The organism is Salibacterium lacus (assembly GCF_042684865.1).
In the GTDB taxonomy this organism is placed as follows: Bacteria; Bacillota; Bacilli; order Bacillales; family Marinococcaceae; genus Salibacterium; species Salibacterium lacus.
Genome location: NZ_JBHUML010000003.1, coordinates 396511 through 410348 on the forward strand (window position 1 = coordinate 396511; position 13838 = coordinate 410348).

Consider the following 13838-nt stretch of genomic DNA (forward strand, 5'->3'; position numbering starts at 1 on the left):
ACCTCCTTCAGCCCGGTGATTTTCATCAATAGCTGTGATCGTGACTGTGATCATGGTTATGACTGTTTTCTTCCTGGGAATCTTCGCTGGGTCCGCCCTGATCCGTGCTGTCTGTTTCATTTTCCGCCGCTGCCTCAAGAGCCGTCCTGAGATTATCTATATTCTGCTGCATTAAATCGAAATAATCTTCGTTATTCTGGATTTCTTTTTCTGTTCGCACGGACAAGTTGTGAAGCTGCAGTGCTTCTGCCCCTACTTCATCCTGAATCACTTCTGTCACTTTCGACGTGACATTCTGTTCAAACATCACATGCTCAATTTCCTCGGATTCTACGGTTCCAATGATGTTCTGCAGATCCTTCTGTGATGGTTCTGATGATGGAGAGAGGCCGGATACGCTGATCTGTTCCAAACCGTACCGGTCTTCCCAGTAACCATATGCTGCATGGGAAACAATGAATCGGCTGTGACCTGATGATTCAGCCAGCTGCGAGAACGTTTCATCCAAGCCGGATAACTTGTTTTTCAGTTCTGAAGCATTTTCTTCAAAATAATCCTCCTGCCCGGGACGCAGTTCAATCAGCTGGTTTTTAATGATATCCACAGCTTCCTGACTGCGCGCGGGGTCCAGCCATGCGTGAGGGTCAACGCTGCCATGGGAGTGGGAATGACCACTGTCTTCACCGGAATGGTCGTGAGAGTGGTTGTGTCCACTTTCTCCATCGGAGTGTTCATGCGAATGACCGTGGGGATGCTCGTGACCCCCGCTGAACTCCAGAAGATCCATACTGCTTGTCACTTCCAGTGATGGAATCCCTTCTTCCTCCATCGTGTCATTCACAGCTTCCGCGAAACCTTCCATACCCGCTCCGTTCATCATAAATAGATCAGACTCGGCAATATCAATCATCGTCTGACTGGTTGGTTCATAGCTGTGCAGGTCCGCGCCGGCAGGTACAATATTGGTCACTTCCACCTGATCTCCACCGATTTTTTCAGCGAAATCCTGCCACGCAAACAGTGTCGTATAAACCTGCAGCGGCCCCTGTTCCTGATTACTTTCTCCACCTGCTTCGTCCTCAGATGAACTCTCTCCTTCCTGTCCTGAACCGCATGCAGCCACTATCATAATGACTAACAGAAGGAAGGGATATATCAGCCCCTGACGTTTCATTGTGTATGCCCCTTTCGCAATTCGTAACTATTACGATTTGATTTACAGTTTATGATTATACCGTCACGATTACGATTTGTAAATAATAATTATTACGATTTACTAAATAAAATAAATCAGCCTCTTTCCTGCATGATGCAGCGAAAAGAGACTGACGTCTGTCAACTTGCTTTTTTCCCGGCTTCCTCATGGTCTTTGCGGTTATTTTTCAGGAACATATAAAATGATGCCCCGAAAATAACGACGTATCCTATAATACTGAGCAACGTCGGCACCTGACCGAATAAAAGAATACTTAAGAGAGCCGAATATACAACAGTAGAATAGAAGAAAATCGAAATTTCCCCCGCCGGCGCGAACTTATAAGCAAGCGTAATTCCAAACTGCCCGACGGTTGCAAAAGCACCGGCTGAAAGAAGCAGGGTCCATTGCTGCCAGCTCATCGGTTCGTACAAAACGAAAAGAAACGGCAGAAGCACAATCGTTGTAAAAAAGGAAAAGTAAAAGACTACCGTGTAGTGCTTCTCCCGGCTTCCAAGCACACGCAGCAGTGTATAGGCTCCTGCTGCGAACATCGCTCCGATGACACCGACTATATAAGGAAATATCTCCACAGAAAATTCAGGCTGAATAATGAACAAAGCACCGGCAAATGCGATCAGCACAGCAATGATTTGATACCGGTGGACGGTTTCTTTCAGAAAAACCGCCGAGAAAATAATAAGGATAAAGGGGCTGAGTTTATTGAGCATCTCTGCATCCGACAGAACCAGATGATCAATAGCGTAAAAGTTCAGAACGATTCCGACGGCTCCAAGGGCAGAGCGGCTCAACAGCAGCTTCTGATTTTCTTTGCTTCCAAAAACCCGCTCCCGGTGATACAATACAAAACCGAACGTGATAGCAGCTGCGACAATATTACGGAAAAAAGCTTTCTGCATCGTCGGAAGGTCTCCGGACAATTTTACAAATGCTGCCATAAGCGAAAAACCGAGTGCAGACACTAATAATAATAATATACCTTTATTACGGTCGGACATTGGGTGTCCCTCCTATTTCTCTAAACCATTCCGGGCGGAACAGGAAGTATGGATCCATTCCGCCCCCACCGACAAACCATATTAATACAAATCACGGGAAATGGAAAGAAATTTGTTTGATCATTTATTTTCTTATCCTGAAAAGTTTCGATCTAAGACTACAGCAAAACCCCCAAATCGTGGTATAGTAGACACGGGCATGTCATTCAATCAATTATTACGATTATAAAAGGAGTGGACGTTCATGAACGAGAAGCAGTTGGAACAGATGAAACACGGAAAAGGCTTCATCGCAGCACTGGACCAAAGCGGAGGCAGCACACCAAAAGCACTGGCACTTTACGGGGTGACAGAGGACCAGTATTCAGGGGAAGAGGAAATGTTCGATCTTGTACATGACATGCGCACACGGATCATCACAGCCCCTGCATTTGATTCCGAGCAGATTATCGGCGCTATCCTGTTTGAACAGACGATGGACCGTGAAATTGACGGCCTGTATACAGCAGATTACCTATACGAGAAAAAAGGCGTCGTGCCTTTCCTGAAAGTCGACAACGGCCTCGATGCGGAAGAAAACGGCGTACAGAAAATGAAGCCGATCAACGATCTTGAGGACAAGCTCAAACGCGCAAACGAGCGTAACATTTTCGGTACTAAAATGCGTTCTGTCATCAAGGAACCGAACGAAGAAGGCATCAAAGCGGTCGTTGAGCAGCAGTTTGAACTCGGCCGTCAAATCATGAATGCCGGCCTCGTACCAATCATTGAGCCGGAAGTGGACATCAACAGCTCCAATAAAGAGAAATGCGAAGAAATGCTCAAAGAAGAGATTCTCAAACATCTCAACGAGCTTAACGAAGAAGACCGCGTCATGCTGAAGCTCACGATCCCGACTGTTGCCAATACGTACACAGAGCTCATTGAGCATCCGAATGTCGTACGCGTTGTGGCTCTTTCCGGCGGGTATGAAATTGACGAAGCCAACCGCAAGCTCGCCGAAAACAACGGCCTGATTGCCAGCTTCTCCCGTGCGCTCACGCAGGACCTAAACGTGAACCAGTCGGACGAAGAATTCAACAATAAAATGTCAGCAACGGTCAACTCCATTTATAAAGCTTCCATTACGTAAGTGGAACGCACAGTAACTGAAAAACGCTCCCGATTATCGTATTCATAATCGGGAGCGTTTTTTGTTTTATAAGGAAAGGTGCTTTCTACTCTTCTAGGCTGTGCCCACTAACAGCCTAGAATAAAGAATTAGTGTCCATGAAACAATGTTCCATGGACACTACATGCACCGCTCGAGCAGTTAATGGATGCCGGAAATCGGTGTCCGGTTTCCCACTTCAAAACTGTTGGATTTCCTCCTTCAGCGCTTCTTACGCATTAAATAAACGTTGAATGAAAGGCGAGCACACATGCTCCAACTGCGGTTGGATTCACGTTATCTTCTGCCCGTTGAAAGACAGGACGCTGCTGATCCGTTTGAGAAATAAAACACTCCGCTGTTTGTATCACTTTTTCATAGTAGGCGGGGGATAGTTTTATCAGCTCACTGCTCAGCACCACGATTTCCGGGTGAAGCACGTTGATCATGTTCGCCAGACCGACACCGTAGTAATAGGCGGACGACAGCACTATACTTTCGACCATCGGATTTCTGTTTTCCAGTTCCTGCAGTACATACTGCATCACGTCGTTTTTATCAGTCTTCGTTTCCGGAATCTGCATGGACCGTTGTGTTTCACCGGCAAGATGATGATAGGAAATGAAGGATGACAAGGTTCTGCCTGACGAAGCATCAATGATCATGTTACCAAACGAAGTGGCGTCCCCTTTCCTGCTCTGCATGATAGTTCCGTTTGCCAGCACTCCGCAGCGAAGTCCCCATCCACTGATGCAGTAAAGAATAGACTCTCTGCCGAAGCGATGCCGCAGTGATTCATACAGGGCTGCTGTGTTTGCCCCGTTTTCCAGAAATACATCCATTTGGAACGCTTCCTGCATTTCTGCCACAATCGAAACTTCTTCCCATCCCGGGGCTGTAAAGCCGTCCGGGTACATCACACCCTCCTCCCGGTCAAGAGGTCCTACCGTTCCGATACCAATGCCCAGTATATCCACATTGTCTATGTGATGTTGCTTCAAGAGAGAGGTTATCGTTTGTTTGAGCAGGGACAACGTGAATGCAGGGGTATGATTTTCAGTCATCGCAAACGTTTCTTCGGCGACCGGCTGAAATGACATATCAGCAATCGTAACGGTTGTTTCCGCCCGGGAGAGCGCGATACCAATGATAAAAGCTGCTTCCGGTTCAATATCATATAAGGCAGGCGGCCGCCCTCCGCTGGATTCATCATAGGATGCAATCCGGATTAATCCATATTGTTTCAATTCCTCCAGATGCCGGACTACGGTCGTCTGCGTCATGTTCGTCCGCTCCAGGAGTTTTGCTTTCGTGACCGGATTCTCTTGATGGATCACGCGGTACACTTCTTTCATTCCATGAAATTTAGGGGAGTGGCGGCCCAGCAGTTCCTTTATCACAGCACAGTCTCCTCCCTTCACACTTAGATCATGTAGTCGTTTGGTTCCTGTTTTTCTTTCATAAATTCATCCAGCGGAAGGTCACTCATCACATCCGGAAAACGCTCCTCCCAGCCCGCGCGCTGCAGTAAGTCACGGACCGGCCCTTTCAGTTGGACGAACCAAATATTGATATCGCCTCGGATCGTGTAGGTCCGGATCAACCGCTCCAGCTCGTCAATGCCGGCCGTATCGATGTCGTTTACTCCGCCCATATCAATAATGACGTCATACAGCGTTTCCGTTTTTTTCTCCGCTTCCTTTACCACTTTTTCCACTACCTTTTCGATATAGGTCACATTGGAAAAATGGATTCTGGCGTCGATGCGCAGCATCACTTTACCGGGCATACGCTCAGCGTCGGTAAACCGCTCCACATCACGGTAATTTCTTGTTTTATCATCCCAGCCTACTTCGACAATATGTGGGTGGGAAATCCGATGAATCAAAATACACAGCGAAACACCGACCCCGATCAGCAGCCCCCATTGAATGCCTGTAAGTAAGGTCGCCGCAAATGTAACGACCCAGACCCATCCGTCCGCGGGCTTGATACGAAAAGCATAGCGCAGAGACGGCACATTGACCAGGCCTGCTAAAGCAGACAAGATAATAGCGGCCAGCACGGCCTGGGGAAGATAGTAAAACAACGGGGTCAGAAAAAACAACGTTAGTATAACACCGATGGCTGTCATCACCATCGCCACCTGGGATACCGATCCAGAGCGGTAGTTCACCACACTTCTGGAAAAGCTTCCGGTAACGGCATAGGACGAAAACAGGGAACCGGCGATATTAGCAGCACCTATGGCCCGCAGTTCTTTATTTACATTCAGGGGCGGGCTGTCTTTTCCGGCCAACGTCTTCGTGATGGATAACGATTCCATCATGGCAATAAACGCAATGGTTAACGCTGTCGGAAGAAGCATGGCCATCGAGGATGTATCAAAAGCAGGGACAGAAAATCCCGGAAACCCACTCGGAACATCCCCGACAATTTTTATTCCCGCCTCATCCAGACCGAAAAAGTACACCACGGTGATACTTAAAATAACAATAAGTAACGGCAGCGGTAATTTCGTGCGTTTTCTCAATCCCATTAACATAACAAGACTGACCACACCAATAACAGTTGTCGGTAAATGAACAGCGTTAATATGTTGAAAAAAAGATACAGCTAGAGGCAGGAGTTGATTTTGGCCGCCCATTTCAATCCCGAAAAAATTCCCAAGCTGGCTGAAACCTATAATAATCGCAACGGCCGACGTAAAGCCGTTAATGACGTTTTGGGAAATAAATTTCACCAAAGCTCCGGCGTTCACCAACCCGAGGAACAGCTGCAGAATCCCAGTCATCAAAGTTAACAACAGCACTAAGGTGATGTACTCAGAACTTTGTGGTTCCGAAAACGCGGAAACCCCGGAGAATATAAGAATAGAGGACAATGCGACCGGACCGACAGCCAGATGCCGGGATGAGCCGAAGAGCGCGTATAAAATGAGTGGTATCGTGGAAGCATATAGTCCCATGACCGGCGGCAGTCCAGCCAGCAGCGCGTAAGCCATACCCTGGGGTACCAGCATGATAAACACGGTAAGACCGGCCGCGATATCCTGTTTGAATGACTGCCCGTTATAATCCGGTGGAAGATTGAGGATACCACCCGGAAGTTTAGACATGGCGCCTGCCCCCTTTTGACATACAGCGTTTGTTTCATCCATTTCGGACAAAAGTAATATACTTTCACTATACCCTGTTTTTCTTCATCATTCAAGAGCTGTGTTTCAGGCCTGCATCCTTTGACGGGGAATGGGAGTACTGAACCGATATTCTGCAGAAATTCATCCTTTTCCACCGTATCCGCTTACATATGTTTACAATGAACTCTATGCGGTAATGAGAAAGAATGCGTCTTTTTCATTAAGCAGCTTGCACGCAAAAAAGGTCTTATGCCATACATGATCTTGACGTAAAGGAGGATATATATGATTGATTTAAAACAGAATGGAAAACTCGGCTTCGGTACAGCGCCACTTGGTAATATGTATCGTGACATCCCGGACGACGAAGCCAAAGCCGTGATAGAAGCAGCCTGGGACAACGGCATCCGTTATTTTGACACCGCACCGTTTTACGGAGCAGGACTGGCAGAACTGAGGCTTGGCGAAGTGCTCTCCAAGCACAACCGCGACGATTATGTGCTGAGCACCAAAGTCGGACGTTATATGCTGGAAGAGACAGAAGAAAAAGAAGAAGGCTTGTTCCAGGACGGACGAAAGAATAAAGTTGTCGATGACTACAGTGCAGAAGGCACGCGCCGCTCAATCGAGCAGAGCTTGGAACGCCTGCAGACTGACCGGATTGACTTTATCTACGTTCATGACATTTCTCCGGATTTTCACGGAGACGAATGGGTCAGCCGGTTTGATGAAGCAAGAAACGGCGCCTTCGTTGAGCTGGAACGGCTCCGCAGGGAAGGGGTTATCAAGTCCTGGGGCATTGGTGTAAACCGGACCGAGCCAATTGAACTGGCGATGCAGCTTGAACATGCCAACCCTGATATCAGCCTTCAGGCAACCCGTTACACATTGCTTGACCACGAACATGCCCTGCAGCGTTTAATGCCAGCTGCCCAGGAGCAAGGCGTGGGCATTGTTGTCGGTGCGCCGTACAGCTCCGGCATTATCGCAGGTGGTTCTCATTATGAATACGGTGAAGCTTCGTCTGAAGTAACGTCCATGGTCAACCGCATGAATGACATCGCAGACCACCACGGCGTCAATCTCATCGCAGCCGCTCTGCAGTTCTCCGCTGCCCATCCGGCTGTTGCCGCCGTCATACCAGGCACAACCCGCCCTGAACGTATTCAGGAAAATATCGACGCGATGAACGCTGATATTCCGGATGCTTTCTGGCACGACCTGCGGGAGCAGAAGATTGTTTCGCCGAAGGCACCACTGCCTATAAGCACTTAAATTTCTACAAAAGAGTCCCTCCCGTTTTTGGCTGGGGCTCTCTTACGTATTTTGGATTGGAAAGACGGGTAGACACTAAATGTTCCCGGAGAACTTTTAGCGTCCACGGAGGTTGGTTTAGTGGACACTATGATGCTGGACCGGCCGGTTAGTGGATGCCGGTCCTCCACCGGTATCCGCTATTTCCCGGAAACAGTGCCGCAGTATCCATGATATAGTGTTTCGGAACCGTTCTTTCCTCTTCCAAATAAGATGCTCCCGACTATCTGTTTCGATAATCGGGAGCATTTTTTATACCTTTATAATACGCTTTGAATGTCTTCTTCCAGGGATTCGGGTTTCGTCTGGGGAGAGAAGCGGTTGACGACGCTTCCCTCTTTATCCACCAGGAATTTCGTGAAATTCCATTTGACCTGACTGCCGAACATGCCTTTCTGCTGGTCCGTGAGAAACTGAAACAGCGGATGAGCCTCGTCGCCATTTACCTGCACGATATCATGGATTGGAAACGTCACCCCGTAATTCAGGCGGCATGATTCTTCTGCTTCCGCCGCATCATCCAGTTCCTGTTTAAACTGGTTCGACGGGAAGCCAAGTACAATCAAACCTTCGTCCTTATATTTCTGATACAGAGTTTCGAGCCCGTCAAATTGCCCCTTAAGTCCGCAGTTGGTAGCAGTATTGACGATCAGCATAGGCGTTCCTTCATACTCGTTCAGTGTGTATTCTTTTCCATCAGCTTTGGTGACTGTAATATCGTAAATGCTCACTAAAATCCCTCCTTTCGTTCATTATACCTTCTTCCTTTCCGAATGCAGAACCATCTGCTCGTGAGTATAAAATCCGCAAAAAGTACAGAGCACCCCTGACAGCGGCGGTTAATCCGGTGGCTAAGGAGGGAAGAATTGGTCGTTAAACTCCATCTAAGGACCAGTTCCGGGTTGAAGTTGTGCGATAAATGGTTCATGGAGCGTTCCTGCGGCCATTTCTCCCCTGCTCCCTCAGGCGATTGGCTCCTTGAACTTACTAATGACTAATTCAAAACACGCTCAACCATCAATCGGTCATTAGACACTTTCCAGCTACCACTTCCAGGCTGAAATGCGGCGAAGTTGGTTCCTCAGGGTTTCCTGGGACCAATTCTTCCCTCCCCCATTTTGCAAACGGCTGTTAGATCCCATCTATCGACTACTTCAAGCTGTTTTTGGCCATATAGTGGTCAATAACAGGACTTTCTGACGCCGCATCCGGGCAACGCCAACTTGTCCTGCTTACTTCCTGCCAAGAAAAAACCTATCCTCAAAGAACCGATGCGTCCTTGGATGGTTTTCCCGTCTTCCTTATCATGCGAATTAATTGCCATAAATCTCCGATTCTGTGAGATATCCATCGTCGATTAACGTTTCTTCTATATTGTCTTCCGTCACAGTCAAAGGCTCCAGCAGGGTGGAAGCGATATCTCCCTTCCCATTATCAATTGTTGTTTCTGCCGGAATCTCTTCGCCTTCAGCCATGCTCAGGGCAAGTTCTGCGGCTTTGCCTGCGAGATCTTCCATTGATTTATATACGGTCATTGTCTGGGTCCCTTCCACGATTCGCTGTACGGCTTCCACTTCGGCATCCTGTCCGGAAACAGGCACCTCTCCTGCCTGATTCCCGAGCGCTTCAATGACACCGCCTGCTGTACCGTCGTTGGCAGCCACCACCGCGTCGAGGGATACATCATTGGAGGCCAGAAAGGAAGATAGATTTTCACGCGCTTTTACCGGATCCCAACCCTCGGTATAGCTATCGTAGACCAATTCGATATCTCCGGATTCAATATGCGGCTGCAGTACATTCATGGCTCCTTCCCGGAAAAGAACCGCATTATTATCGGACTCTGCTCCACCTACATAAGCAAACGTGCCTTCTCCGGCTTGACTGAGGATGGCCTCTGCCTGAAGTTCTCCGACTTTTTCGTTATCAAACGAAACATAATGATCGACATCTGCTCCGCGGATCAGACGGTCATAAGACAGCACCTTCACACCTGCATCATGAGCCATACTGACAATCTCAGAGGCTCCCTCTGCTTCCGTCGGAACCACGACCAGCACATCGACTCCCTCGTTGATAAGAAGGCGCGCCTGCTGAATCTGAATATCCTGGTTTCCGTTGGCAGCCAGCGTTTTTACCTGGCCGCCCTGATCCTCTACCGCAGCTTCAAAGGCGTCCTTGTCGCGGTACCAGCGATCTTCACGCAGGGTGTCAAGCGCAAAACCGACATACGGATCCTCCTGGTTGGAACGGAGTTTCTGCTCTGCCGCTTCGGCTGTTCCTCCCTCGGAAGAATCGGCGGAATCCGTAGACGCACCACCACTGCAGGCCGCCATAATTACAAGCAACATCAAAACGGTAATCCAAAAGATTGTTTTGCCAAACATCTTCATTACTTATCCTCCTCTCTGTACACCGCTTCAGGCATTTCTGCCGTTTCCTGTTCGGTGTCATTCTGAACATCAAAATGCTGAATCAATCCGTTCATCCGCTCCACCATCTGCTTGAGTTCATCTGCGCCGCTTGATACCCGGTGGATGGATTCCTGCTGATCGTTCACCGAGGCGGAAATCTCTTCGGTCCCTGCTGCTGATTCTTCCGAAATAGAAGCGATATGTTCCACAGAACGACTGATATCCTGACTGGCTGAATGGAAGGAAGCAAGCGAGTTTGAGATCTCGGAAACCCGTTCTACCATATTTGAAACTTTTTCTTTGATCTCCGAGAAGTAGGCGCCGGATGTTTCAATCTGAGACTTTCCTTTATTCACTTCTTCATATCCTTCTGTCATATCGGTGACCATTTTTCCGGTCTCGTCTTTGATGGAATTGACGATTTTTGTAATGCTGTCCGCAGATGATGTAACCTGTTCGGCCAGTTTCCGGACTTCATCGGCTACCACTGCAAATCCTTTACCGGCTTCCCCGGCGCGCGCTGCTTCAATAGACGCATTAAGCGCAAGCAGATTCGTCTGCTCGGCTATATCTTGAATCACATGGACAAATTCAGAGATCGAATTCGTCTGTTTTTCCAGATCTTTCATTTTCGTCATGGACGTTTCAACCATATCATTGATTCTGATCATCTGTTCCAATGATTCCTGCATCTGTGCATCCCCGTCGATGGAAACGCGGTGCACGTCTTGAGAATACGACGTCAGCTGTTCCCCGTTTTCACTTGCATCCGTAATCTGCTGATTCAGATCCTGCATCTTCTCGGATATGCTGGTAGCTTCATTGGCCTGGCTGCTGGCACCTGCCGCCAGTTCTTCAATCGTCACTGCCACCTGTTCGCTCGTTTCTTTCACTTCACCGGATGTCCTGCTGAACGTCTGTACTTTTTCGTCGACGTTGTCGGCCAGAGTGGAGACTTCCACAATCATACCTTTTAAGCTCGTCTTCATCTCGTTAATTGAGCTGGACAAACGGCCGATTTCATCTTTCCTGTCGTCTTCCAGATCGTCTGCCTCAAGGTTACCGTGCGCAATCTCATTGCTCGTTTCCACCACCCGGCTCAAGCTTTTCCTTATAGAACGGCTGATGAAGAACAGTAAGGCCGACGAGATAGTTATCGACACGACGACGGAAATCACAAGGATTAATAAGCTGGTACGGATGCTGTTCTCCGCTTCCGCAATCGAAGCATTATTGGAGGCCGCAGCTTCTTCCTGCAGGGACTGCCCCAGCGTCATCGTTTCCTCTTTCAACTCCTGCGCGCTGTTTTGCAGTTCAGTAAATGTTTCCGTATTAATCTCCTGAACATTCGGGACAATTTCGCTGAAATAATACTCATCAAGAGCGTGATTGTTTTCGATGATCTGATTAATGACAGAGAGCTGCTCCTCTGTTTCCAGATTCCCCCGCAGCCGTTTTGCTGTCGCTGTAAATTCCTCACTTAGAGACAGGTAATTTTCGAGTCCGGCCTCATCCTCCATGATCATATACTCCGGAATGTTCAAGTATTTCTGCTGATACAATGACATCAACGACGATGCATCCTGGACGACACTGTTTTTCACACGAGTCTCCTGCACGGAGTCATTGGTCTGGGAAAGCAGCTTATATGTCACAAGGAGGGAGAGAACAAACGTCAAAATAACGACGGCAAACACAAAGGCGTATTTCCCGCCAATTGATCGATTCTGCCAAATGTTTTTAATCACGATATCTCCCTCCATTTATTTCTTTGTTGTCTCGGGCTGCTTTTTTCAAAAACAATACCACCTTCCATTATCCACTTTTAGGACGTATGTCTGTCATCCATATTCCTTATATCGACCAACATCCCATTAGGTTAATGAATGCAAACAATAAAGGATTAAATTTCCATATGCAAATCTAAAAAAAGAACCTTCCATCCACCGGGATAGAAAGTTCTTTGCTGTAGTAATGTTTAATGCATAACTGGTTCTTTTTTCTTCAGCTGCAGCATCTCGTCAGCTTCTTTTTGAATCTCATCAATCAGTTCAGGATGCTCGGAAAGGGACAAACCGTAAGAAGGAACCATTTCCTTTATCTTCGGCGTCCACTCCTCTATATGCTGCGGGAAGCACTTTTCGAGCACTTCGAGCATGACCTGAACGGCGGTGGAAGCGCCCGGCGAAGCACCGAGAAGGGCTGCGATGGATCCGTCCGCTGCGGTGACAACTTCTGTCCCAAACTGAAGGGTGCCCTTCCCGCCTTCTTCTGTGTCCTTGATAACCTGCACGCGCTGTCCTGACACGACGAGCTCCCAGTCTTCGCTTTTGGCGTCCGGAACGAATTCACGGAGGGCTTCCATGCGCTGTTCTTTCGACTGCAAAACCTGGCCGATCAAGTATTTGGTCAGCCCCATTTCTTTCGCACCGGCCGACAGCATCGTCAGCACATTGCCCATCCGGATCGATGTAAATAAATCGAGAAGCGACCCGGTTTTCAGGAACTTCGGCGAGAATCCGGCGAAAGGACCGAACAACAATGTTCTTTGATTGTCGATGTACCGTGTATCCAGATGCGGCACGGACATTGGCGGTGCTCCTACCGGCGCTTTTCCGTATACTTTGGCATGGTGCTGCTCCACAACGTCTGGATTCTTACAGACCATGAACTGGCCGCTGACTGGAAAACCTCCGATGCCTCTGCCTTCCGGAATGCCCGCTTTCTGCAGCAGATGAAGGCTCCCGCCGCCGGCTCCGATAAAGACAAAACGTGCTCTGTGGCTTTCGGCGTCCCCACTATTATGATTGCGTACTTTCAAACTCCATGTTCCATCCGAATTCTGCCTCATACTCTCTACCTCATGGTTATACCGGACATGAACATTGTCACTCTGCAGCTGATCAAACAACTTACGAGTGAGAGAGCCGAAGTTAACATCCGTTCCCGTCTCCATTTTCGTTGCCGCCACAGGTTCTTCAGGGCTGCGGTTCTTCATCATCAGCGGGATCCATTCTTTCAGCTTCTCTGGATCATCGGAGTATTCCATCCCTTGAAAAAGCGGATGCTCACTCATGGTCTCATACCGCTTCTTCAAAAACGTCACATCGTCCGGGCGGTGCACAAAGCTGATATGCGGCAGCGGCATAATAAACTCCTGCGGATTGGTGATCTTGCGGCTGTTCACAAGATAGGTCCAGAACTGCTTGGACACTTGAAACTGCTCATTAACATTCACCGCTTTGCTGATGTCTATCGAGCCATCCGATTGTTCTTTTGTATAGTTCAACTCACACAGCGCCGCATGACCGGTTCCTGCGTTGTTCCATTCGTTCGAGCTTTCTTCGCCTGAATGTTTAAGTTTCTCAAACACCGTAATGTTCCATTCCGGTGCCAGTTCTTTTAAAAGACTGCCGATCGTTGCACTCATAATACCGGCACCGATCAGAATCACGTCTGTCGTTTCGTTCGTACTCATGTATACCATCCTTACAAGCTGAAAATTCACAGAAAAGAGCAGCTGCATTCATGCTGTTCTATTCTGCTTACCTTTATGTTCTTTTATTCTGCAACACTACCGCACCGACTAGTTGGTTTCTCTTCTTTT

General features: G+C 48.2%; 10 protein-coding genes. 2 read left to right on the plus strand and 8 right to left on the minus strand.

Annotation, left to right across the window (positions count from 1 at the left end; all coding sequences use genetic code 11):
* Positions 1-25: 25 nt before the first annotated feature.
* Positions 26-1174, minus strand: a complete 1149-nt coding sequence (locus tag ACFSUB_RS12405; protein ID WP_380713569.1) for a metal ABC transporter solute-binding protein, Zn/Mn family — start codon at positions 1172-1174, stop codon at positions 26-28.
* 161 nt (positions 1175-1335) lie between these two features.
* A complete protein-coding gene (locus ACFSUB_RS12410; RefSeq protein WP_380713570.1) occupies positions 1336-2214 on the minus strand; it encodes a DMT family transporter in 879 nt (292 codons plus the stop codon).
* Between the two features lie 244 nt (positions 2215-2458).
* Here ACFSUB_RS12410 and ACFSUB_RS12415 point away from each other — a divergent pair, with 244 nt between their 5' ends.
* Positions 2459-3346, plus strand: coding sequence for a fructose bisphosphate aldolase (locus ACFSUB_RS12415; RefSeq protein ID WP_380713571.1), 888 nt, complete (start codon positions 2459-2461; stop codon positions 3344-3346).
* A gap of 257 nt (positions 3347-3603) precedes the next feature.
* Here the strand turns inward: ACFSUB_RS12415 and ACFSUB_RS12420 are convergent, their stop codons facing one another.
* On the minus strand, positions 3604-4764 hold the full coding sequence (locus ACFSUB_RS12420; RefSeq protein ID WP_380713572.1) for an ROK family protein: 1161 nt from the start codon (positions 4762-4764) through the stop codon (positions 3604-3606).
* 23 nt (positions 4765-4787) lie between these two features.
* Complete coding sequence (locus tag ACFSUB_RS12425) at positions 4788-6482, minus strand: SulP family inorganic anion transporter (protein WP_380713573.1); 1695 nt, start codon at positions 6480-6482, stop codon at positions 4788-4790.
* Positions 6483-6788: 306 nt separating this feature from the next.
* Here ACFSUB_RS12425 and ACFSUB_RS12430 point away from each other — a divergent pair, with 306 nt between their 5' ends.
* A complete protein-coding gene (locus ACFSUB_RS12430) occupies positions 6789-7778 on the plus strand; it encodes an aldo/keto reductase (protein WP_380713574.1) in 990 nt (329 codons plus the stop codon).
* A 299-nt stretch (positions 7779-8077) separates the two neighbouring features.
* On the opposite strand, the gene ACFSUB_RS12435 is transcribed toward ACFSUB_RS12430, so the two are convergent.
* The 4 genes from ACFSUB_RS12435 to ACFSUB_RS12450 form a co-directional block, all read right to left on the minus strand.
* The gene (locus ACFSUB_RS12435; RefSeq protein ID WP_380713575.1) at positions 8078-8548 is read right to left on the minus strand and encodes a glutathione peroxidase; all 471 of its coding nucleotides are present in this window, start codon (positions 8546-8548) and stop codon (positions 8078-8080) included.
* 582 nt (positions 8549-9130) lie between these two features.
* Positions 9131-10210, minus strand: coding sequence for a sugar ABC transporter substrate-binding protein (locus ACFSUB_RS12440; RefSeq protein ID WP_380713576.1), 1080 nt, complete (start codon positions 10208-10210; stop codon positions 9131-9133).
* Positions 10210-11979, minus strand: a complete 1770-nt coding sequence (locus ACFSUB_RS12445; protein ID WP_380713577.1) for a methyl-accepting chemotaxis protein — start codon at positions 11977-11979, stop codon at positions 10210-10212. The genes ACFSUB_RS12440 and ACFSUB_RS12445 overlap by 1 nt, the downstream gene beginning before the upstream one ends.
* 230 nt (positions 11980-12209) lie before the next feature.
* The gene (locus tag ACFSUB_RS12450) at positions 12210-13718 is read right to left on the minus strand and encodes a malate:quinone oxidoreductase (RefSeq protein WP_380713659.1); all 1509 of its coding nucleotides are present in this window, start codon (positions 13716-13718) and stop codon (positions 12210-12212) included.
* Positions 13719-13838 lie beyond the last annotated feature (120 nt).